Source organism: Streptomyces venezuelae (genome assembly GCF_008642355.1).
Taxonomy (GTDB): domain Bacteria; phylum Actinomycetota; class Actinomycetes; order Streptomycetales; family Streptomycetaceae; genus Streptomyces; species Streptomyces venezuelae_B.
On record NZ_CP029193.1, the window covers coordinates 4090225 to 4111863 of the forward strand.

Consider the following 21639-nt stretch of genomic DNA (forward strand, 5'->3'; position numbering starts at 1 on the left):
CCCGACAGGCGACTGAGTAAGGGTCCCAGTGCCATTGCATCTCTTACCTGTGGAAGATTAGATTGGTGTGTATGACACAGGCTCCCGCGGCGCCCAAAGCCGCACGGCGAAGGCACGACCGAGAGATCATCGCGCTCGCCGTCCCCGCGTTCGGCGCGCTCGTGGCCGAGCCCCTTTTCGTCCTCGCCGACAGCGCCATCGTCGGGCACCTCGGCACCGCCCAACTGGCCGGCCTCGGCGTCGCCTCGGCGCTCCTCACCACCGCGGTGAGCATCTTCGTCTTCCTCGCATACGCCACCACGGCCGCCGTCGCCCGTCGGGTCGGCGCCGGAGATCTCCAGGCCGCCATCCGGCAGGGCATGGACGGCATCTGGCTCGCGCTGCTCCTCGGCGCGGCCGTCATCGCGGTCGTCCTGCCCACCGCCCCCGCTCTCGTCGACCTTTTCGGCGCCTCCGACACAGCGGCCCCGTACGCCGTCACGTATCTGCGGATCTCCTCGCTCGGCATCCCCGCCATGCTCGTCGTGCTCGCCGCCACGGGTGTACTGCGCGGACTGCAGGACACCAAGACCCCGCTGTACGTCGCCATCGGCGGCTTCGTCGCCAATGGCGTCCTGAACGTCGGTCTGGTCTACGGCGCGGACCTCGGCATCGCCGGCTCCGCCTGGGGCACCGTCATCGCCCAGTGCGGCATGGCCACCGTGTATCTCTACGTCGTCGTACGCGGCGCCAAACGCCACGGCGCCTCACTGCGCCCGGACGCCGCCGGCATCCGGGCCTGCGCGCAAGCTGGTGCGCCGCTTCTCGTCCGTACGCTCTCGCTGCGCGCCATCCTGATGATCGCCACCGCCGTCGCCGCCCGCCTCGGCGATTCCGACGTGGCCGCCCACCAGATCGTTCTTTCCCTGTGGAGTTTGCTGGCCTTCGCACTCGACGCCATCGCCATCGCCGGGCAGGCGATCATCGGGCGCTACCTGGGAGCCGATGATCCTGACGGCGCCCGCGCCGTCTGCCGTCGCATGGTCCAGTGGGGCATCGCATCGGGGGTGGTCCTCGGCCTGCTGGTCGTCCTCGCGCGGCCCGTGTTCATCCCGCTCTTCACTGGCGACGGAGACGTCCAGGACGCGGCCCTGCCCGCCCTCGTCGTCATCGCGCTCGCCCAGCCCATCTGCGGCATCGTCTTCGTCCTGGACGGCGTCCTGATGGGAGCGGGCGACGGCCCGTACCTGGCTTGGGCAATGATCGCCACGTTGGCCGTCTTCACGCCCGTCGCCCTGCTCGTACCGACCTTCGGCGGCGGGCTGACCGCTCTGTGGGGCGCGATGACGCTGATGATGGCGGTCCGGATGCTGACGCTGTGGCTGCGTTCCCGCTCCGGCCGCTGGCTCGTCACGGGCGCCACGCGCTGAGCGCGACAAGCGGGCCCGCGCTCTGTTTCACGTGAAACAGAGCGCGCACCACGTTCCACGAAACACGTTGGGCCGCACCCAGAGGGTGCGGCCCAACGATTGCTTCAGCTCTGCCAAGCGCAGTGCTTAGGCGGAGACGACCTCGACGTTGACCTTCGCGGCAACCTCGGGGTGCAGACGCACGGACGTCGCGTGGGCGCCCAGGGTCTTGATCGGCGAGCCCAACTCGACACGGCGCTTGTCGACCTTCGGACCACCGGCAGCCTCGATCGCCGAAGCGATGTCGGCCGGGGTGACGGAACCGAAGAGACGACCGGCGTCGCCGGAGCGGACGGCCAGGCGGACCTTGACGCCCTCGAGCTGGGCCTTGATCTCGTTGGCCTGCTCGATGGTCGCGATCTCGTGGATCTTGCGAGCACGACGGATCTGCTCGACGTCCTTCTCGCCACCCTTGGTCCAGCGGATCGCGAAGTTCCGCGGGATCAGGTAGTTGCGGGCGTAGCCGTCCTTGACGTCTACGACCTCGCCGGCGGCGCCGAGGCCGGAGACCTCGTGGGTGAGGATGATCTTCATTAGTCGGTCACCCTTCCCTTATCGCGCGGTGGACGTGTAGGGCAGCAGCGCCATCTCACGGCTGTTCTTCACGGCCGTGGCGACGTCACGCTGGTGCTGCGTGCAGTTGCCGGTCACGCGGCGGGCACGGATCTTGCCGCGGTCGGAAATGAACTTCCGCAGCATGTTCGTGTCCTTGTAGTCCACGTACGTGACCTTGTCCTTGCAGAAAGCGCAGACCTTCTTCTTAGGCTTGCGCACAGGCGGCTTCGCCATGGTGTTTCTCCTGTGTGATCAAGAAGTGGGGTTACGGCCCACCCTCGGCCCGGAGGCCGAAAAGCCGTGAGGCTTAGAAGGGGGGCTCGTCCGAGTAGCCGCCACCGGAGCCGCCGGAGCTTCCGCCCCAGCCGCCACCGCCGCCGCCCTGCTGCTGGCCGCCGCCGGCCGGCGCACCGGTCGCCCAGGGGTCGTCGGCGGGAGCACCGCCGCCACCCTGCTGCTGACCGCCGCCGGAGCCACCGCCCCAGCCGCCGCCCTGCTGGCCGCCGCCACCGCCGCCGTAACCGCCCTGGCCGCCTCGGCCGGTGGTCTTGGTGACCTTGGCCGTGGCGTTCTTCAGGCTGGCGCCGACTTCCTCGACGTCCAGCTCGTAGACCGTGCGCTTGATGCCCTCACGGTCCTCGTAGGACCGCTGCTTCAGCCGGCCCTGCACGATGACGCGCATGCCTCGCTGGAGCGACTCCGCGACGTTCTCCGCCGCCTGACGCCAGACCGAGCAGGTGAGGAAGAGGCTTTCGCCGTCCTTCCACTCGTTCGTCTGACGGTCGAAGGTGCGGGGGGTGGACGCGACACGGAACTTCGCGACCGCCGCACCGGAGGGGGTGAAGCGCAGCTCGGGGTCGTCGACAAGATTGCCGACGACCGTGATGACGGTCTCGCCTGCCATGGGGAACCTCTCGGCGGGATTGCTGCTGGCTGCTTGTTGCTGCTACTCGATTCCCGGGTGCTGCTGAGCTGGAAGCTCAGTGCATCTCGGGACGGAGGACCTTGGTCCGGAGGACCGACTCGTTCAGGTTCATCTGTCGGTCGAGCTCCTTGACGACCGCAGGCTCGGCCTGCAGGTCGATGACCGAGTAGATGCCCTCGGGCTTCTTCTTGATCTCGTAGGACAGACGACGACGGCCCCAGGTGTCGACCTTCTCGACCTTTCCGTTGCCCTCACGGACGACGGAGAGGAAGTTCTCGATCAGCGGGGAGACAGCGCGCTCCTCGAGATCGGGGTCGAGGATGACCATCACTTCGTAGTGACGCATGTGGAACCCACCTCCTTTGGACTCAGCGGCCACGGTCGTTCCGTGGCAGGAGGGTCGTGATGCGTACGCAACGGTATCGGCCGCCACTGACAATCGGCTCCCGCGAGCGGGGTTCATGTCGTGGCCAGGGCAGACACCGGTGCAGACGGTACAGAGTACCCGCACCGAGGCTTCCGGTTGAAATCCGGCGGGGGACGGGCAGAATCTGTACACATCGGGTGTCTATGGCGCTACGATGCGCCGCCTTCCGCAGGAGGTGCCTCTCATGGCACAGGTAATGCGACCGAACTCCGCCCTCTTCGCCACGGACGGCAAGGCTCATCCGCTCCAGGACGCGCTGCTCGGCGTGACCCTGGTGCTCGGAGTGATCGCCTTCGTGACGGCGATGTTCCACAACCTCCACCTGATCAGCTCGTGGACGGGTCTGATCGGGATCGTCACGGGCGCATACGGCCAGTTCATCTCGGTGACGACGCGTGAGCGCTTCGGCCTGATCCTGGGTCTCGGAGCCGCCGCGATCGGTTTCTTCCTTGGCATGGCGCACGGCGGGCTCTTCGGCGGTGTCGTCGGCTGACGCCCTCGACGCACCCCGGTCGCGCGAGCGGCCGGGGGCCTTAGTTCCGTACGCCCAGACGGGTCGCTCGCAGGGCGCAGTAGGCTTCGGCGCGAGAGCCGGAGCCCCTGAACCCATGGGGACACACCAGCCCGAGGAGCGCCCCGAATGAGTCTGACCCTGAGGACCATCAGTCGCGAGCAGCATCTGGCGTATATCCAGACACTGCCGTCGGCGAGTCATTGCCAGGTCCCGGCATGGGCTGACGTGAAGAGCGAATGGCGCTCGGAGAACCTGGGTTGGTTCGACGACAGGACCGGTCAGCTGGTCGGTGTGGGCCTGGTGCTCTACCGGCAGCTGCCCAAGCTCAAGCGTTATCTCGCGTACCTCCCCGAGGGCCCGGTCATCAACTGGTACGCCCCGAACCTGGACGAGTGGCTGCAGCCGATGCTGGCGCATCTGAAGCAGCAGGGCGCCTTCTCCGTGAAGATGGGTCCGCCGGTCGTGATCCGCCGCTGGGACGCTCCGGCGATCAAGGCGGGCATCCAGAACCCCGATGTGAAGCGGCTGCGGGACACCGAGGCCACGCACATCGAGCCGCGTGCCTTCGAGGTCTCCGACCGGCTGCGCCGGATGGGCTGGCAGCAGGGCGAGGACGGCGGCGCCGGCTTCGGTGACGTCCAGCCCCGCTTCGTCTTCCAGGTGCCGCTGGCCAACCGCTCGCTGGACGAGGTCCAGAAGGGCTTCAACCAGCTGTGGCGGCGCAACATCAAGAAGGCCGAGAAGGCCGGCGTCGAGGTCGTCCAGGGTGGGTACTACGACCTCCCCGAGTGGCAGCGCCTCTACGAGATCACCGCCGTACGCGACAAGTTCCGTCCGCGTCCTCTCGGCTACTTCCAGCAGATGTGGCAGGCCCTCAACTCCGAGGACCCGAACCGCATGCGGCTGTACTTCGCGCGGCACAACGGCGTGAACCTGTCGGCCGCCACGATGCTCGTCGTCGGCGGGCACGTCTGGTACTCCTACGGCGCCTCGGACAACATCGGGCGCGAGGTCAGGCCCTCGAACGCGATGCAGTGGCGGATGCTCCGCGACGCGTACGCCATGGGTGCCACCGTCTATGACCTGCGCGGCATCTCCGACTCCCTGGACGAGACCGACCACCTCTTCGGCCTGATCCAATTCAAGGTCGGCACCGGTGGCGAGGCCGCCGAGTACATCGGCGAGTGGGACTTCCCGCTCAACAAGCTGCTGCACAAGGCGCTGGACATCTACATGTCGCGCCGCTGATCCCGCACAATTTCCTTCCATAACTCTGATACACCGCAGACACGAGAAAGGTTCCGGGATCCAGCCATGGCGCTCACGCTCTATGTCGACACCGCGCGCTGGCGGGCACACCAGAAGCACATGCTGGAGCAGTTCCCGGGCATCGTCCCGGTCTGCAAGGGCAACGGCTACGGCTTCGGTCATGAGCGCCTCGCCGAGGAAGCCACGCGCTTCGGCTCCGACGTGCTCGCCGTGGGCACCACCTATGAGGCCGCTCGGATCAAGGACTGGTTCAGCGGCGACCTGCTGGTCCTGACCCCGTTCCGGCGCGGCGAGGAGCCGGTGCCGCTGCCCGACCGCGTCATCCGTTCCGTGTCGTCGATCGACGGCGTGCACGGCCTCGTGGGCGCCCGCGTGGTCATCGAGGTCATGTCCTCGATGAAGCGCCACGGCGTCAGCGAGCAGGAGCTTCCGCAGCTGCACGCCGCCATCGAGGACGTACGCCTCGAAGGTTTCGCGATCCACCTGCCGCTGGACCGCACCGACGGCTCCGACGCCGTCGAGGAGGTCATCGGCTGGATGGACCGTCTGCGCGCGGCCCGCCTGCCGTTGCACACCATGTTCGTCAGCCACCTCAAGGCGCATGAACTGGCCCGCCTGCAGCAGCAGTTCCCGCAGACGCGGTTCCGTGCCCGCATCGGCACGAACCTCTGGCTCGGCGATCATGAGGCCACCGAGTACCGCGGTGCCGTCCTCGACGTCACCGCTGTCGCGAAGGGCGATCGCTTCGGCTACCGCCAGCAGAAGGCCGCGTCCGACGGCTGGCTGGTCGTCGTGGCGGGCGGCACCTCGCATGGTGTGGGCCTGGAGGCGCCGAAGGCGCTGCACGGCATGATGCCGCGGGCCAAGGGCGTGGCGCGGGCGGGTCTCGCGACCGTCAACCGCAACCTCTCGCCGTTCGTCTGGGCAGGTAAGCAGCGCTGGTTCGCGGAGCCGCCGCACATGCAGGTCTCGATCCTCTTCGTGCCCTCGGACGCCCCGGAACCGAAGGTCGGCGAGGAGCTGGTGGCGCATCTGCGGCACACCACGACGCAGTTCGACCGGATCATCGACCGCTGAGGCGGATCGATCCAGCACGCGGAAGGGCCGGTACGACGACGCTTCGTACCGGCCCTTCCGCGTGTGCGCGGCTTCCTCAGCGCGGCACGTCTGCTGCCGACCCCCACTTCACGGTGGGGGCCTGTGCGGTGTGCAGGGCGGCCCTGCCCGCGTAACGGGCGGTGCCCAGCACGAAGACGTCCCGGGAGCCGTCCAGGACGCCTCCCGAGGGGTCGTCGTCCCCTGCCAGCCGCACCACGTCCCGCTCCGGCATCAGAATGTCGCGCACCACCACGGCGCACAGGTACAGCGTCCCCACGAGGTGCACGACGATGGCGAGCTGGTACCCCTCGGTCGGCAGCCCCTTGTGGGCGTCTCCGCTCGTCGTGTACGCCAGATACAGCCAGATGCCGAGGAAGTACGCGACCTCGCACGCCTGCCAGATGAGGAAGTCGCGCCAGCGTGGCCGGGCGAGAGCGGCGAGGGGGATCAGCCACAGGACGTACTGCGGCGAGTAGACCTTGTTGGTGAGGATGAAGGCGGCGACCACCAGGAAGGCCAGCTGTGCGAAGCGCGGGCGTCGTGGCGCGGTGAGTCCCAGGGCCCCGACACCCAGACAGGCGAGCAGCATCAGCGCGGTGGCCAGGGTGTTGACCGTGTCGGTGGTCAACGGGGAGTCCATCCGCTGGGAGAGGATCAGCCAGAAGGAGCCGAAGTCGACGCCGCGTTCCTGGCTGAAGGTGTAGAACTTCGACCATCCGTCGCTCGCGAGCAGCATCACCGGCAGGTTCACGACCAGCCAGGCGCTCACCGTGCCCAGCAGCGCGGTGCCGAACGCCCGCCATCTGCCCGCACGCCAGCACAGGATCAGCAGCGGCCCCAGGATGAGCACCGGATACAGCTTTGCGGCCGTGGCGAGCCCGAGGAGCACTCCGAAGGCGACGGGACGCGAGCGCGACCACATCAGCATCGCGGCGGCTGTGAGCGCCACGGCGAGCAGGTCCCAGTTGATGGTGGCGGTCAGCGCGAAGGCCGGCGCCAGGGCGACAAGGAGTGCGTCCCAGGGGCGGCGCCGGTGGGTGCGGGCGACACACACGGCGATGACCGCGGTGCAGGCCATCAGTATCCCGGCGTTGACCATCCAGTAGATCTTTTCCTGGTGCTGGATGGATCCGCTGCCGGGCGTCACCCAGGACGCCATCTCCATGAACACCCCGGTGAGGACCGGGTACTCGAGGTACTCCATGTCACCGGGCAGCCGGTCGAAGTACGGCACCAGACCGTCGGCGAAGCCGCGTCCCTGATAGAGATGCGGGATGTCGGAGTAGCACGCGTGCGTGTACTGCGAGCTGGCCCCGAAGAACCAGGCACCGTTGTAGCACGGCATCTTCTGGATCATCCCGAGCGCGAACATCCCGAGCGCGAGGAGGGCGATGACGCGCACAGGGGTCCACCAGGACGCCGCGAACAGCACTCTCCGGCCGACCGGGCCGCCCACCAGCTCACTGCCGGACCGGGCGACCTCGTCCTCTCTCGTGGGACGTACCGGCTCCTGCTCCTGCGGGCTCACCGGCTCGTACGCGCTCGTGCGCGGCGTCTCTGCGCTGGGGTCTGCACTGGGCATGCCTGCCATCCTGCCGTACGCGACTGGGAACACGGAGAGGGCCGCCGCACCCATCGGTGCGACGGCCCTCGTTTCACGTGAAACGTCCGTGGGGGAGCGCCCCCGGCAACCCGCCGGGCTGCTCCGGCAACCTCGGCTCAGTCCGAAGGACCGCCGAAGATTCCGCCCCCTCCATTGCCATTGCCATTTCCGCCGTTGGGGCCACCACCGCCGATCGGGTCCTCCGTCGGAGGCGGCGACTCCCCGCCGGTTCCGCCGTCGACGCCTCCGTCGGCACCGCCGTTCTCCTGACCGCCGTTGTGCTTGCAGTCCCAGTCGAACGGGTCACAGGACTCACCGGGATCCGGCGACTCCGTCGGCGGCTTCGAGGACTCCGTCTCCGTGGGCGTCGGAGAGTTGGTCTCCTCCGGCTCTTCGGTCTTCGTCGGCGTGGGCGGCGGAGGCGGAGTCTCACCGACGACCTTGCCGATCGGCCCGGGCACCGGGAAGTTCACGACGGGCTTCCCTCTGAGCGCCTTCTCCATGTAGTCGTGCCAGATCTGCGCGGGGAACGAGGCGCCGTGGATCTTCTCCTCGCCACCCGTACCGAACATCTCCAGGAACTTGCGCTTCTTGTTGCTCTCGTCGTCGTCGAGCCGGTACATGCTGACCGCGGTCGACAGCTGCGGGGTGTAGCCGACGAACCAGGCGGACTTGTTGCCGTCGGTCGTACCGGTCTTGCCGGCGACCTGGCGGCCGACGAGTTTGGCGGACGTACCGGTGCCCTTCTCCACGACGGTCCGCAGCACGTCGGTCACGTTGTCGGCGACCTCAGGGCTGAAGGCCTGCTTGGTCTGCTTCTCGTGCCGGTAGACCGTGTCGCCCTCGTGCTCGACTTCCTTCACCGAGTACGGCTCGTTCTGCTTGCCGCTCGCCGCGAAGGTCGAGTAGGCACCGGCCATCCGGATCGCGCTCGGCGACGAAGTACCGAGGGAGAAGGACGGGTACGTGGCGCCGGCCATGGAGCTGTCGTCCTTGAGACCGGCTTCCATGGCCGCCTGCTTCACCTTCTCCAGGCCGACGTCCATGCCGAGCTGCACATACGCCGAGTTGACCGACTCCCTCATCGCCTCGCGCAGGTCGATCTGGAAGCTGGGACGGTTGTAGGACTGGTTGCCGTCGTTCTTCTGGTTCCACTGCTTGCCGTCGCGGTCCGTCCAGACCTGACCGTTGTACTTCTGGATCTTCAGCTCGTTCTTGCCGCTGTAGAGACTCTTCGGGTTGACGATGGTGCGCTCGGACTCGCTCTGCTCCTCCGGCCCGTCGGGATCGCGCACGCCGTACTTGAACGCAGCGGCCAGCACGAACGGCTTGTACGTCGAACCGACCTGGGCACCGGTCTGGTCGGCGTTGTTGGTGAAGTGCTTGGTCGCGTCCTCACCGCCGTAGATGGCCTTGATCGCGCCGTCCTTCGGGTCCACGGAGGCGCCACCGAACTGAACGTGCGTGTCCTTCTCCGGACGCACCTTCGGCTTGATCTTCTCCTTGCGGACCTTGTTCACCGCTTTCTCAAGCTCCTCGACCTTCTTCCTCTCGAAGGTCGTGTGGATCTCGTAGCCGCCCCGCTGGAGCTGCTCGGCGGTGATGTTGGTGTTCCTGATGACGTACGCCTTGGCCAGGTCCACGAGGTAACCCGTCTGGCCCGCCAGGTCCATGTTCGACCGCGGGTTCTGCAGCTTCGGGAACTTCGTGTACTTGGCCCGCTGCTCGCTCGTCAGGTGGCCGTCCTTGACCTCTTCGTCCAGGATCCACTGCCAGCGCTTCTTGGCGCGCGCGGTGTTGTCCTGCTTGTTGGCCGCGGGATCGATCTCGGGGTAGCCGGCCGGGTCGTAGTACGTGGCGCCCTTCAGCACGGTCGCCAGCAAGGCGCACTCGCTCGGATCCAGTTCGCTGGCTTCCTTGTTGAAGTACGCCCGGGCCGCCGCCTGGATGCCGTACGCCCCACGCCCGTAATAAGCGGTGTTGAGGTAGCCGGCCATGATGTCCTCCTTGGACACCGTCCGGCCGACCTTTATGGAGATGAAGAGCTCTTTGAACTTCCTGGTGAACGTCTGCGACTGATCGCCGAGCCGCGCGTTCTTCACGTACTGCTGGGTGATCGTGGAGCCACCCTGGGTCTGCCCGCCCTTGGCCATGTTGACCAGGGCACGGGTGATGCCCATCGGGTCGACGCCCTTGTCCTTCTCGAACGTCTTGTTCTCCGCCGACATGACGGCGAAGCGCATCTCCTTGGGGATGTCGTCGTAGTCGATGATCTGGCGGTTGCGCTCACCACCGGTCGCGACCATCTGCTTGCCGTCGGCCCAGTAGTAGACGTTGTTCTGGGCCTTGGCCGCCTTGTCGACCTCCGGCACCTCCACCAGGGCGTACGAGATGCCGGCGACCGCCATCAGACCGCCGAAGAAGCCGAGGAACACGCCGGTGACCAGACGCCACGAGGGAACCCAGCGGCGCCCTCCGGACTTGCCCGCTCGCGGATAGTCGATGAACCGCTTCTTACGGGGCGGCTCCGCACCCCGGCCCCTGCCACGGCCCGGCCCGGACGATCCGCCGGACCCACCGCCACGACGACCGCCACCGCCACCCGCGCGCCCGCCACCGTCGGGCGCCCTGCGGCGTCCGCCGCCCGCGCCGACCGAACCGCTGCGCTGTGCGGCGCGCCGGGCCTCGGCCCTGCCGCCATAAGGGCGGCCCCCGTCGTCGGGTGCCCCGGAACCGGGCCCCGGCCCTCCGTAGGAGGCAGAGGGTGATCCTGTGTCGCCCCGCGGTGCCGCGCGTCGACCCGACGGCGCCCCTGGGGTGCCGCGCCTGGCCGCGGCGCGTCCGCCGCCCTGCGGCTGCGGCGGTTTGCGACGGTGCTCGCTCATCGAACGATTACTCCTCGGGCAGGCGCAGCTGTCCACGCCTGGAAACGGCGGCTGGTTTCCGGTCCCCCCGAAGTGCGGAAGCGCCCGTTCCTGAACGCGCCCGCACTACACCGAGGACCACGACGCTCCCTGACGTCACTTGGTTCCCGGCGGCATGCATGGCGCACAGACTACGCACCGTCAAAACCCTCTTAGAGCCGAAGTTCACCCCAAATCAGGCAAGTTACTTCCTACGAATCGGTGATGTGACGCCGTTCACCGTGCCCCCTCTTGTCTCAACCGGATCGCCGTTCTATCGTCTCGATGTATCGAGTCGATACATCAGCTCGGCATAAAGGCCGTACTGAGGGACCGCGGAAGACGGGAGGCGAAGATGAGCAGGCGCTCCGGCATCCTGGAATTCGCCGTCCTCGGTCTGCTCCGCGAATCCCCGATGCACGGCTATGAGCTGCGTAAACGACTCAATACGTCGCTGGGGGTGTTCCGTGCCTTCAGCTACGGGACGCTCTACCCCTGCCTCAAGACGCTGGTCGCCAACGGCTGGTTGATCGAGGAGTCGGGCAGCGCCCCCGAAGACGCCCTCGCAGCTCCGCTCGCGGGGCGTCGCGCCAAGATCGTCTATCGATTGACGGCGGAAGGTAAGGAGCACTTCGAGGATCTGCTCTCGCAGACCGGCCCCGACGCGTACGAGGACGAGCACTTCGCCGCCCGCTTCGCCTTCTTCGGGCAGACCTCGCGAGATGTCCGGATGCGGGTGCTCGAAGGCCGCCGCAGCCGCCTCGAAGAGCGCCTGGAGAAGATGCGCGCCTCCCTGGCCCGTACCCGGGAGCGCCTGGACGACTACACGCTTGAGCTGCAGCGGCACGGCATGGAGTCCGTGGAGCGCGAAGTGCGCTGGCTGAACGAGCTCATCGAGAGCGAGCGAGCGGGACGGGACCAGCAACGGCCCGCCCCCGGCAGCTCCGCTCAGCAGAACAGCACATCTGGGGAGTCGGCGGGCCTGCCCCGGCGGCGGGAGAACGACCCGCCGCCGGATCCGTCCGATGACCCCGCCAAGTGAGACCCAGCGTTCCGCCGGGTCTCATCCGGAATACCGAGATCACACAGGGAGCAACCGGAATGGGTTCGGTTCGCGTAGCCATCGTCGGCGTGGGCAACTGCGCCGCCTCGCTGGTCCAGGGCGTCGAGTACTACAAGGACGCAGACCCGGACACCAAGGTCCCGGGCCTGATGCACGTCCAGTTCGGCGACTACCACGTCGGTGACGTCGAGTTCGTCGCCGCGTTCGACGTCGACGCGAAGAAGGTCGGCCTCGACCTCTCGGACGCCATCGGCGCCAGCGAGAACAACACCATCAAGATCTGCGACGTGCCGAACAAGGGCGTCACCGTCCAGCGCGGCCACACCTACGACGGCCTGGGCAAGTACTACCGCCAGACCATCGAGGAGTCCGACGAGGCCCCGGTCGACATCGTCCAGACCCTCAAGGACCGCCAGGTCGACGTCCTCGTCTGCTACCTGCCCGTCGGTTCCGAGGACGCCGCGAAGTTCTACGCGCAGTGCGCCATCGACGCCAAGGTCGCGTTCGTCAACGCTCTCCCGGTCTTCATCGCCGGCACCAAGGAGTGGGCGGACAAGTTCACCGAGGCCGGTGTCCCGATCGTCGGCGACGACATCAAGTCGCAGGTCGGCGCCACCATCACGCACCGCGTGATGGCGAAGCTGTTCGAGGACCGCGGTGTCCGTCTCGAGCGCACCATGCAGCTCAACGTCGGCGGCAACATGGACTTCAAGAACATGCTCGAGCGCGACCGCCTCGAGTCCAAGAAGATCTCGAAGACGCAGGCCGTCACCTCGCAGATCCCGGACCGCGAGCTGGGCGAGAAGAACGTCCACATCGGCCCGTCCGACTACGTCGCTTGGCTCGACGACCGCAAGTGGGCGTACGTCCGCCTCGAGGGCCGCGCCTTCGGCGACGTCCCGCTGAACCTGGAGTACAAGCTCGAGGTCTGGGACTCCCCGAACTCGGCCGGCGTCATCATCGACGCCCTGCGCGCCGCGAAGATCGCCAAGGACCGCGGCATCGGAGGCCCGATCCTCTCCGCGTCCAGCTACTTCATGAAGTCCCCGCCGGTCCAGTACTTCGACGACGAGGCCTACGCGAACGTCGAGAAGTTCATCAAGGGCGAGGTCGAGCGCTAAACAGCCCTCTCCTTGTCGCTTGTCGAGGGTCCCCGGGCATTCCGCCCGGGGACCCTCCTCGTATGTGAGGCTGTGATCCATGGCTGTCGTCGGTGACCTGCGGATACTGCTGCGACTGCGGGACTTCCGACGGCTGCTCGCCGTACGGCTGATCTCCCAGGGCGCGGACGGTGTCTACCAGCTCGCACTCGCCACGTACGTCGTCTTCTCCCCGGAGAAACAGGCCTCGCCCGGAGCGATCGCCTCCGCCATGGCCGTGCTGCTCCTCCCGTACTCCCTCGTCGGCCCCTTCGCCGGCGTCCTGCTGGACCGCTGGCCGCGCCGCCAGGTCTTCCTGTACGGCAACCTCCTGCGGGCCGCCCTGGCGTCCCTGACCGCCGTCCTGATGCTGAGCGACGTCCCCGACTGGCTCTTCTACGCCTCCGCCCTCTGCGTCACCGCCGTCAACCGCTTCGTCCTCGCGGGGCTCTCGGCCGCCCTGCCCCGGGTGGTCGACGCCGACCGGCTGGTCCTCGCGAACTCCCTCTCACCGACCGCGGGCACGCTCGCCGCGACCCTGGGCGGCGGCCTCGCCTTCGTGATCCGTCTGGTGGCCTCGGACTCGGATGCGGCCGTGGTCCTCTGCGGCGCCGCCCTGTATCTCTGTGCGGCGCTCGCCTCGCTCCGCATGGCACGCGAACTGCTCGGCCCGGACCCGGACCTGGTCCAGCCCCGGCTCGCGACCGCGCTCGCCGGCACGGCACGCGGGCTGAGAGCGGGGGTGCGCCATCTCACGCAACGCCCCGCGGCCGCCCGCGCGCTGGCCGCGATGACGGTGCTGCGCTTCTGCTACGGCGCGCTGACCGTCATGGTCCTGATGCTGTGCCGGTACGCCTGGACGTCGACGGAAGCCGACGGGCTCGCGCTGCTCGGTCTGGCGGTGGGGATCTCCGGTGCGGGGTTCTTCGTGGCAGCCGTGGTCACGCCTGCGGCGGTGGGACGCTTTGGCCCAGGCGGCTGGATCGTCACCTGCGCGGCAACGGCGGCGCTCCTCGAACCCGCACTCGGTCTCCCTTTCGAACCCGCCCCTCTCCTGGTCGCCGCCTTCCTCCTCGGTCTGACGACCCAGGGCGCGAAAATCGCCACGGACACGGTGGTGCAGTCCTCGGTGGACGACGGCTTCCGCGGCCGGGTCTTCTCGATCTACGACGTGCTCTTCAATGTCGCGTTCGTGGGCGCGGCAGGAGTGGCGGCCCTGATGCTGCCACCGGACGGCCGCTCGGTCCCGCTGGTGCTGGTGGTGGCTCTGCTCTACGCGGCGGTTGCTGGCGGTATGACCCGTTTCGGCGCGCAATAAGTGTCACATCAGTGACACAGAGCCCCTCTGGGCTACAGAGATGTCGGTGGACCCGGATAACTTACGGGCGTCGTATTCGCGCCATCGCGCTCTCGTTCGAGGGGGACCCCCAAAGTGACCACTCCGCCGCCCCAGGGCCAGACTCCGTACCCGCCCCAGGGCCAGAACCCCTATGGCCAGCCCCAGGGCGGTGTCGCTCCGTACGGTCAGGCTCCCCCGGCCCCGTACCCGCCGCAGCAGGGCCAGCCGGGCGGGCCGACGGCCCCCTACCCGGCCTTCAACCAGGGCGGGCCCGTGCCCCCGCCGCCTGCTCCCCGTCGTGGCGGTGGCGCCAAGAAGCTGCTTCTGCGCATCGGCGGCTTCATCCTGGTCGCGATTCTCATAGGCGTCGGCAAGTGGTACATGGGCAAGAGCGACGCCGAGTCCACCAGCGTCGGCAGCTGCATGCACAACAAGGGCACGCAGATCCGGCCAGAGCTGGAAGAGGTCGACTGCGGCTCAAGTGATGCCGAGTTCGAGGTCGTCGAGAAGTTCGACGGTACGAGCGACAGCTCCAAGTGCGAGACGGTCAAGACGTCCGAGGTCGCCTATTACCAGTCGGGCAAGGGCCACAACGTCGTACTCTGCCTGAAGAAGGCGTAACGAGAACGAAGGATGGGCGTTGCTTCACGGTTTCACGTGAAACAACGCCCATCGGCATATTTCGGGGAGTGGGTGTTTCACGTGAAACACCGTCGGCCCCTCAGCTCTGTGCGGCCCACCACTCCTTGAGCGCCGCGACTGCCGCGTCCCGTTCCATCGGGCCGTTCTCGAGGCGCAGCTCAAGGAGGAACTTGTAGGCCTGACCGATCACCGGGCCCGGCTTCACGTCCAGGACCTTCATGATGTCGTTGCCGTCCAGGTCGGGACGGATCGAGTCCAGCTCTTCCTGCTCCTGGAGGCGGGCGATGCGCTCTTCCAGGCCGTCGTACGCACGAGACAGGGCGTTCGCCTTGCGCTTGTTGCGGGTGGTGCAGTCGGAGCGGGTCAGCTTGTGCAGGCGCTCCAGGAGGGGGCCCGCGTCGCGTACGTAGCGGCGTACGGCCGAGTCCGTCCACTCTCCCGTGCCGTAGCCGTGGAAGCGCAGGTGGAGCTCGACCAGGCGCGAAACGTCCTTCACGAGCTCGTTCGAGTACTTGAGCGCCGTCATGCGCTTCTTGACCATCTTGGCGCCGACCACCTCGTGATGGTGGAAGGAGACCCGACCGTCGCCCTCGAAGCGCCGCGTCTTCGGCTTGCCGATGTCGTGCAGCAGCGCAGCGAGCCGCAGCGTCAGGTCGGGGCCGTCCGTCTCCAGATCCATCGCCTGCTCGAGGACGATCAGCGAGTGGTCGTACACGTCCTTGTGACGGTGGTGCTCGTCCCGCTCCAGGCGCAGGGCGGGGAGCTCAGGGAGCACTCGGTCGGCGAGGCCCGTGTCGACGAGGAGAGCGAGACCCTTGCGCGGGTGCGCGGAGAGGATCAGTTTGTTCAATTCGTCCCGTACGCGCTCCGCCGAGACGATGTCGATGCGCTCGGCCATCGCCTTCATCGCTGCGACGACGTCCGGAGCCACCTCGAAGTCCAGCTGCGCGGCGAAGCGCGCGGCCCGCAGCATCCGCAGCGGGTCGTCGGAGAAGGAGTCCTCGGGCGTGCCAGGGGTGCGCAGCACACGGTCCGCGAGGTCGTCGAGCCCACCGTGCGGGTCCACGAACTCCTTCTCCGGGAGCGCGACGGCCATCGCGTTCACGGTGAAGTCACGGCGCACGAGGTCTTGCTCGATGGAGTCGCCGTAGGACACCTCGGGCTTGCGCGAGGTCCTGTCGTACGCCTCCGACCGATAGGTGGTCACCTCGATCTGGTAGCCGTCCTTCTGACTGCCGACCGTGCCGAAGGCGATCCCGACCTCCCACACCGCGTCGGCCCACGGCCGGACGATCCTCAGCACGTCCTCGGGGCGGGCATCGGTCGTGAAGTCCAGGTCATTGCCGAGCCGGCCCAGCAAGGCGTCCCTGACCGAGCCGCCGACCAGGGCGAGGGAGAACCCGGCCTCCTGGAAACGGCGGGCGAGGTCGTCCGCGACAGGGGAGACGCGCAGCAGTTCGCTGACCGCGCGGCGCTGCACCTGGCTCAGGGCGCTGGGATTCTCTTCATTGGCGTTCGGCACAACAGAAAAGGGTACGTGCCCCGCGCGCCCGCGGCCGACCCGAATACCGCCGCGCCCGCCGGGCCCCGCGCAGCCGCCCCGGCGCGTCTTCCCATCACGTGGAGCAGTCCGCGGCACTTCGTCACAGCGCGCATCGTTACCATGCGTGGACGCACAACCGACGACCACTGACGACGAGGGACGGGCGAACGCGTGGCCGAGGCGGCAGACTTTCCGGGGACGAGCCCCTCACCTGCCCGCCGGTGGCTGCGGCGCACCGCAGCACTGCTGGTGGGAACCCCTTTGCTGGCCGGACTGCTGCAGACGCCGGTGGGCCCCGTGGCGCATGCCTCAGGACCCGGCGCCAAGGCGGAGACCGCGGCGTCACGTGTGAAGGCCGATGCCACCGGCTCCCGCACCGTCGATGTCTCCCTGAACGCGCTCACCCCCACCGCCCCCGGTGAGGACGACACCCTCACGGTCTCGGGCACGGTCACCAACAACGGCAAGCAGACAGTGACGGCGGCACAGGTCGGGCTCCGCGTCGGGTCGCCGCTCGGCAGCCGCAGCGAGATCGACAGCGCCGCGAAGCGCACGGGCTTTCAACCAGGTGTTGACGGTTCGGAGGTCGGCGGGAAGTACGTCGAGAAGATCGCCAAGCTCACGCCGGGCGTGCGACAGGACTTCAGCATCTCCGTGCCGGTGAAGGCGCTCTCACTGAGCACCAGCGGCGTCTACCAGTTGGGTGTCACCCTCACCGGCCAGAGCGCCGCTCAGCCCTACCCCCAGGTGCTCGGCATCGAGCGGACCTTCCTGCCGTGGCAGCCCGACGCCCCGGACACCAAGACGAAGACCACGTACCTGTGGCCGCTCACCACCTCAACGCACCTCACGGCGAGGACCGGCTCCGACGAACAGCAGACGCCCGTCTTCAAGAACGACGACCTCGCCGACGAGCTGGCCCCCGGCGGACGCCTGGACCAGCTGCTGTCTCTCGGCAGCCGTCTGGACGTCACGTGGGTCATCGATCCGGACCTGCTCGCCTCGGTCGAGGCGATGACGAAGAACTACCGGATCGAGAACCCCGACGGAAAGACCACCCGGGCGGGCAAGCAGCAGTCGGTCGCCGGCCAGTGGCTCAACGACCTCCAGACCGCCGTCAAGGACAAGAAGGTCGTCGCGCTCCCCTACGCCGACCCCGACCTCGCCTCCCTCGCGCACACCGGCAAGGCGGTCAGCGGCTCCCTCGGTCATCTCAAGGAGGCCACCGAAGCGGGCTACAAGGCGGTCACCACGATCCTCCAGGTGACGCCCAGCACCGACTTCGCCTGGCCCGCCGACGGAGCCATCGACCCGTCGATCGTCGACGTGGCCACCTCCGCCGGCGCCCACACGGTCATCGCCCGCAGCGACAGCCTGCGCGAGACCAACGGCCTGCAGTACTCGCCGTCCGCGGCCCGGCCCATCGGCGGCGGCACCACCGCGGTGGTCGCCGACGCGCGGCTTTCCACCGCCTTCCAGGGCGACATGACCGTGGGGGAGAACTCGACTCTGGCCGTCCAGGAGTTCCTCGCCCAGAGCCTGATGATCAACCTGCAGGACCCCGACAGGCAGCGGAGCATCGTGGTCGCTCCGCAGCGCATGCCGTCGGTCAGCCAGGCGCAGACCATGGCGAAGGCGCTCAGCTCGCTCGCGGAGGGAAAGTGGTCTCAGTCGCAGGGCCTGACCGCCGCCGCGAAGGCCAAGCCCGACCCGCAGGCCACCACCCGGGTGCCCTCGGCCGCCGCCTACCCGGCCGCACTGCGCAAGCAGGAACTGCCTCGTACCGCCTTCGAGAAGATCCAGAACACCAAGAACACGCTCGAACGCTTCCAGGTGATCCTCACCGCCAAGGACCGAGTGGTGACCCCCTTCGGGCGGGCCATAGACCGCGAGATGTCGACATCCTGGCGCGGCCGCCCGCGAGAGGGGGGTTCCTACCGGCAGAGCGTGTGGGCGTATCTCCAGGAGCTCACCAAGCAGGTGTCGCTGGTCCAGAGGTCCGACGCGAAGCTCTCCGGCCGCAGCGCGACCATCCCGGTGTCCGTGCAGAACAACCTCGTGCAGGGCGTCGACCACCTGGTCCTGCGCCTCTCCTCCAACAACCCCACTCGCCTGAAAATCGGCGGCGGGCAGTTCGAGGAGAAGCAGATCAAGATCGCGGGCGGGCATTCCCAGTCCGTGAAGTTCACCACCACGGCCAATGCCAATGGCCCGGTCCCTGTGTACGCGCAGCTCTACACCGAGGACGGAGAGCCCTACGGCGACGCCGTGCGCTTCGACGTCAACGTCACCGAGGTCACCCTCACCGTGATGCTTGTCATCGCGGGCGGACTCCTGCTGCTCGTGCTCGCGGGCTTCCGCATGTACACCCAGCGCAAGCGTGCGGCCCGCAAGCGCGCGCAGGAGGGTCCGGACGAGGGCCCGGCACAGGGTTCACAGGACGGTCCGGACCACGGTCCGGAGGGTGAATCCGGCGGCGGCCCCGCAGCGGACGACCCCGAGCACCCGAGTGACCCGACACCGGACACCGCTCCCGAAAGCACCGACCCGTCGGACACGGGTGAGAGAGTGGACCGTTGAGCGATGTCGTGGCCGGTGGGCCCGGGGACGATGAGGTGGGGTAACCATGAACGCGCCGTACGACGGTGACCGTGGCCAGGGCTCGGGCGGCTCCGCCTCGCCCGGAGGCCCGCCGCCCGGCTCCCCCGAGCACGGGCAGGTACCCCCGCAGCCCGCGCCTGACATCTATCTCCAGGACGCCTACGACCAGGATCCCTACCGGGCACAGGACCTCTCCGCCCAGGACCCGGTGTCCGAGGCGCTCTACGACCGCGCGGCGCACCCTCCGCCCCCGCCCGGCACATACCAGCAGCAGCCTCCGCTCTACGCCCAGCCGCCCTCCCCGCAGCACGCACCCGACCCGCGCGTGTGGGCACAGACCCCGGCTCCCGAGCCGGAGGGCCCGACCCGGCACCTCCCGTACGGCGACGACGCCCGCACGACCCAGTTCGTGGGCGTCGACGACCTGGTCACCCAGGCCGGCGAGGAGCGCCACGAGCCGGACGCGTTCGCTCACCTCTTCCGTGACCAGCAACCGGGCGGATACCGCGGCCAGCAGTCCGCCTACCAGCAGGACGAGTACCAGCACGACGAGTACCGGCAGCAGGGCGGCTACCCACAACCCGGCCACCCGCAGGCCGGGTACCACCAGAGCGGATACCCGCAAGGGGCGTATCAGCAGGGCGGCTACCCCGAGAACGACGGCTATGGGCAGGGGGACGGCAACGGCTACCCCCAGGGCCAGGGCTACCCCCAGAGCAACAACTACCCCCAGGACCAGGGCTACCCCCAGGGCAACGACTACCGACAGCCCGCACACGGCGGACAGACGCCGGCCGACCAGCCGATCGTCCCGAACCCCGCGGCCGCCCCGGCAGCCGCGCCCGTGGCCGCTCCCGCGCCCGCGCCCGCGCCCGCGCCCGCGCCGGCACCCTCGGCCAAGTCGGGCGGGCGCGCATCCAGCCTGCTGAAGTCGAGCGCGCTCATGGCGGCGGGGACGATCGTCTCCCGCCTCACCGGCTTCCTGCGCACCCTGGTCATGGCCGCCGCGATCGGCGTCGGCACGCTCAACGACTCGTACCAGGTCGCCAACGTCCTCCCGACGATGATCTACGTCCTCGTCGGAGGCGGCGCCCTGAACGCGGTGTTCATCCCGCAGCTCGTGCGGGCCATGAAGAACGACGAGGACGAGGGCGAGGGCTACGCCAACCGCCTTCTGACCCTCGTGATGGTCCTGCTCGCGGCCGTCACCGTCATCTGCGTGATCGCGGCACCCGCGCTCATCCGCATGATGTCACCGACGATCGCCGACAACCCCGCGAAGATGGACGTCGCCGTCACCTTCGCCCGGTACTGCATCCCCACGATGTTCTTCATGGGCCTGCACGTCGTGCTCGGGCAGATCCTCAACGCCCGCGGCCGCTTCGGCGCGATGATGTGGACCCCCGTCCTCAACAACATCGTGGTCATCGCGACGTTCGGCGCCTTCATCTGGGCCTTCGGCAGCTTCACCGATTCCGAGGTCGACGCGAGCAGCATCACGCCCGACGGCGTACGGCTCCTCGGCATCGGCACCCTGCTCGGCCTGACCGTGCAGGCGCTGTCGATGCTGCCGTACCTGCGCGAGGCGGGCTTCAAGCTGCGGCTCCGGTTCGACTGGCGCGGACAGGGCCTCGGCAAGGCCGCGCGCCTCGCCAAGTGGACGTTCTTCTTCGTCCTCGCCAACCAGCTCGGCATGATCGTCGTGACCCAGCTCGCCACCAGCGCCGGCGCGACGGCCGAGGACCACGGCTACTCGGGCACCGGCATCACCGCGTACAACTACGCGCTGCTGCTGTGGCAAATGCCGCAGGCCATCATCACGGTCTCCGTGATGACCGCGGTCCTGCCCCGCATCTCCCGCTCCGCGAACGACGACGACCCCGCAGCCGTCCGGGACGACATCTCGTACGGCCTGCGGACCTCCGCCGTGGCGATCGTGCCGTGCGCGTTCGCCTTCCTCGCCCTCGGCGTTCCGATGGCCACCCTGCTGTACGCGGGCTCCGGCTCGGGCGCACAGAACATCGGCTACACCCTGATGGCGTTCGGGCTCGGCCTGATTCCGTACTCGGTCCAGTACGTCGTCCTGCGCGGCTTCTACGCCTACGAGGACACCCGCACGCCCTTCTACAACACCGTGATCGTGGCGGCCGTCAACGCCGCGGCCTCGGCCCTGTGCTTCTTCGTCCTGCCCGCCCGGTGGGCCGTGGTCGGCATGGCCGCCTCCTACGGCCTCGCCTACGCGGTCGGCGTCGGTGTGGCCTGGCGTCGGCTGCGCGTGCGGCTGGGCGGCGATCTGGACGGCGCCCAGGTGGCACGTACGTACACCCGACTCTTCGGTGCCTCGATCCCGGCGGCGATCGTCGGTGGCGGCATCGGCTTCGCCATCCTGAGGGTGATGGGCACCGGGGCGCTCAGCTCCTTCGTGGCGCTGGTCGCCGGGGGCATCGCACTTCTCGGTGTCTTCTTCGTGGCCGCCCGCAAGATGCGGATCGCGGAGCTCAACTCCATGGTCGGCATGGTCCGCGGCCGTCTCGGTCGGTGAGATGAGCGGGCCCGCACAACCATCGTCG

General features: G+C 68.4%; 17 protein-coding genes. 10 read left to right on the forward strand and 7 right to left on the reverse strand.

The genetic code is table 11. From position 1 onward, the window contains the following. Window positions 1-71: 71 nt before the first annotated feature. Entirely contained in the window at window positions 72-1409 is a 1338-nt protein-coding gene (locus DEJ47_RS18935) for an MATE family efflux transporter (RefSeq protein WP_150169888.1), read from the forward strand. 126 nt (window positions 1410-1535) lie between these two features. On the opposite strand, the gene rplI is transcribed toward DEJ47_RS18935, so the two are convergent. The 4 genes from rplI to rpsF all read right to left on the reverse strand — a co-directional run bounded on the left by rplI (window position 1536) and on the right by rpsF (window position 3274). Continuing rightward, window positions 1536-1982 (reverse strand): 50S ribosomal protein L9, encoded by a 447-nt coding sequence (rplI, locus tag DEJ47_RS18940; protein WP_150169890.1) that lies wholly within the window; start codon window positions 1980-1982, stop codon window positions 1536-1538. An 18-nt stretch (window positions 1983-2000) separates the two neighbouring features. Further along, window positions 2001-2237: a 30S ribosomal protein S18 gene (rpsR, locus tag DEJ47_RS18945; RefSeq protein WP_003949403.1), complete on the reverse strand. Its 237-nt coding sequence runs from the start codon at window positions 2235-2237 to the stop codon at window positions 2001-2003. Window positions 2238-2310: 73 nt separating this feature from the next. Further along, window positions 2311-2907 carry a single-stranded DNA-binding protein gene (locus tag DEJ47_RS18950; RefSeq protein ID WP_150169892.1) on the reverse strand — a complete coding sequence of 199 codons (597 nt, stop codon included), beginning with the start codon at window positions 2905-2907 and terminating at the stop codon, window positions 2311-2313. A 76-nt stretch (window positions 2908-2983) separates the two neighbouring features. Next, a complete protein-coding gene (rpsF, locus tag DEJ47_RS18955) occupies window positions 2984-3274 on the reverse strand; it encodes a 30S ribosomal protein S6 (protein ID WP_016644628.1) in 291 nt (96 codons plus the stop codon). Between the two features lie 265 nt (window positions 3275-3539). On the opposite strand from rpsF, the gene DEJ47_RS18960 reads away from it, so the two are divergent. The 3 genes from DEJ47_RS18960 (at window position 3540) to DEJ47_RS18970 (ending at window position 6215) form a co-directional block, all read left to right on the forward strand. Next, window positions 3540-3848, forward strand: a complete 309-nt coding sequence (locus DEJ47_RS18960) for a hypothetical protein (protein ID WP_150169894.1) — start codon at window positions 3540-3542, stop codon at window positions 3846-3848. Window positions 3849-3995: 147 nt separating this feature from the next. Then, entirely contained in the window at window positions 3996-5117 is a 1122-nt protein-coding gene (locus DEJ47_RS18965) for a lipid II:glycine glycyltransferase FemX (RefSeq protein WP_150169895.1), read from the forward strand. A 66-nt stretch (window positions 5118-5183) separates the two neighbouring features. After that, window positions 5184-6215 carry an alanine racemase gene (locus tag DEJ47_RS18970; protein WP_150169897.1) on the forward strand — a complete coding sequence of 344 codons (1032 nt, stop codon included), beginning with the start codon at window positions 5184-5186 and terminating at the stop codon, window positions 6213-6215. Window positions 6216-6291: 76 nt separating this feature from the next. Here the strand turns inward: DEJ47_RS18970 and DEJ47_RS18975 are convergent, their stop codons facing one another. Together DEJ47_RS18975 and DEJ47_RS18980 are read right to left on the reverse strand one after the other, a co-directional pair. Then, a complete protein-coding gene (locus tag DEJ47_RS18975) occupies window positions 6292-7827 on the reverse strand; it encodes a glycosyltransferase 87 family protein (protein WP_161236626.1) in 1536 nt (511 codons plus the stop codon). A 128-nt stretch (window positions 7828-7955) separates the two neighbouring features. Further along, window positions 7956-10724: a transglycosylase domain-containing protein gene (locus DEJ47_RS18980; protein WP_150169901.1), complete on the reverse strand. Its 2769-nt coding sequence runs from the start codon at window positions 10722-10724 to the stop codon at window positions 7956-7958. A gap of 373 nt (window positions 10725-11097) precedes the next feature. Between DEJ47_RS18980 and DEJ47_RS18985 the strand changes: the two genes are divergently transcribed. From DEJ47_RS18985 to DEJ47_RS19000, 4 genes are all read left to right on the forward strand, one after another. Then, complete coding sequence (locus DEJ47_RS18985) at window positions 11098-11784, forward strand: PadR family transcriptional regulator (protein ID WP_150169903.1); 687 nt, start codon at window positions 11098-11100, stop codon at window positions 11782-11784. A gap of 59 nt (window positions 11785-11843) precedes the next feature. Next, window positions 11844-12926, forward strand: coding sequence for an inositol-3-phosphate synthase (locus tag DEJ47_RS18990; RefSeq protein ID WP_150169905.1), 1083 nt, complete (start codon window positions 11844-11846; stop codon window positions 12924-12926). Between the two features lie 79 nt (window positions 12927-13005). After that, on the forward strand, window positions 13006-14262 hold the full coding sequence (locus DEJ47_RS18995; RefSeq protein ID WP_150169908.1) for an MFS transporter: 1257 nt from the start codon (window positions 13006-13008) through the stop codon (window positions 14260-14262). Between the two features lie 114 nt (window positions 14263-14376). Continuing rightward, window positions 14377-14904, forward strand: a complete 528-nt coding sequence (locus DEJ47_RS19000; RefSeq protein ID WP_150169910.1) for a hypothetical protein — start codon at window positions 14377-14379, stop codon at window positions 14902-14904. 100 nt (window positions 14905-15004) lie between these two features. Here the strand turns inward: DEJ47_RS19000 and DEJ47_RS19005 are convergent, their stop codons facing one another. Continuing rightward, complete coding sequence (locus tag DEJ47_RS19005) at window positions 15005-16447, reverse strand: CCA tRNA nucleotidyltransferase (protein WP_150169912.1); 1443 nt, start codon at window positions 16445-16447, stop codon at window positions 15005-15007. Window positions 16448-16639: 192 nt separating this feature from the next. Between DEJ47_RS19005 and DEJ47_RS19010 the strand changes: the two genes are divergently transcribed. After that, window positions 16640-19048 (forward strand): DUF6049 family protein, encoded by a 2409-nt coding sequence (locus DEJ47_RS19010; protein ID WP_150169914.1) that lies wholly within the window; start codon window positions 16640-16642, stop codon window positions 19046-19048. 46 nt (window positions 19049-19094) lie between these two features. After that, window positions 19095-21611, forward strand: coding sequence for a murein biosynthesis integral membrane protein MurJ (murJ, locus tag DEJ47_RS19015; RefSeq protein WP_150169916.1), 2517 nt, complete (start codon window positions 19095-19097; stop codon window positions 21609-21611). Window positions 21612-21639 lie beyond the last annotated feature (28 nt).

Bases quoted from the DNA above. Each gene is read 5' to 3' on its own strand.
- DEJ47_RS18970 (WP_150169897.1), top strand. From the start codon at position 5,184: ATGGCGCTCACGCTCTATGTCGACACCGCGCGCTGGCGGGCACACCAG.
- rplI (WP_150169890.1), bottom strand. From the start codon at position 1,982: ATGAAGATCATCCTCACCCACGAGGTCTCCGGCCTCGGCGCCGCCGGC.
- rpsR (WP_003949403.1), bottom strand. From the start codon at position 2,237: ATGGCGAAGCCGCCTGTGCGCAAGCCTAAGAAGAAGGTCTGCGCTTTC.
- rpsF (WP_016644628.1), bottom strand. From the start codon at position 3,274: ATGCGTCACTACGAAGTGATGGTCATCCTCGACCCCGATCTCGAGGAG.
- DEJ47_RS18985 (WP_150169903.1), top strand. From the start codon at position 11,098: ATGAGCAGGCGCTCCGGCATCCTGGAATTCGCCGTCCTCGGTCTGCTC.
- DEJ47_RS18960 (WP_150169894.1), top strand. From the start codon at position 3,540: ATGGCACAGGTAATGCGACCGAACTCCGCCCTCTTCGCCACGGACGGC.
- DEJ47_RS18980 (WP_150169901.1), bottom strand. From the start codon at position 10,724: ATGAGCGAGCACCGTCGCAAACCGCCGCAGCCGCAGGGCGGCGGACGC.
- DEJ47_RS18935 (WP_150169888.1), top strand. From the start codon at position 72: ATGACACAGGCTCCCGCGGCGCCCAAAGCCGCACGGCGAAGGCACGAC.
- murJ (WP_150169916.1), top strand. From the start codon at position 19,095: ATGAACGCGCCGTACGACGGTGACCGTGGCCAGGGCTCGGGCGGCTCC.
- DEJ47_RS18990 (WP_150169905.1), top strand. From the start codon at position 11,844: ATGGGTTCGGTTCGCGTAGCCATCGTCGGCGTGGGCAACTGCGCCGCC.
- DEJ47_RS18965 (WP_150169895.1), top strand. From the start codon at position 3,996: ATGAGTCTGACCCTGAGGACCATCAGTCGCGAGCAGCATCTGGCGTAT.
- DEJ47_RS18950 (WP_150169892.1), bottom strand. From the start codon at position 2,907: ATGGCAGGCGAGACCGTCATCACGGTCGTCGGCAATCTTGTCGACGAC.
- DEJ47_RS18995 (WP_150169908.1), top strand. From the start codon at position 13,006: ATGGCTGTCGTCGGTGACCTGCGGATACTGCTGCGACTGCGGGACTTC.
- DEJ47_RS18975 (WP_161236626.1), bottom strand. From the start codon at position 7,827: ATGGCAGGCATGCCCAGTGCAGACCCCAGCGCAGAGACGCCGCGCACG.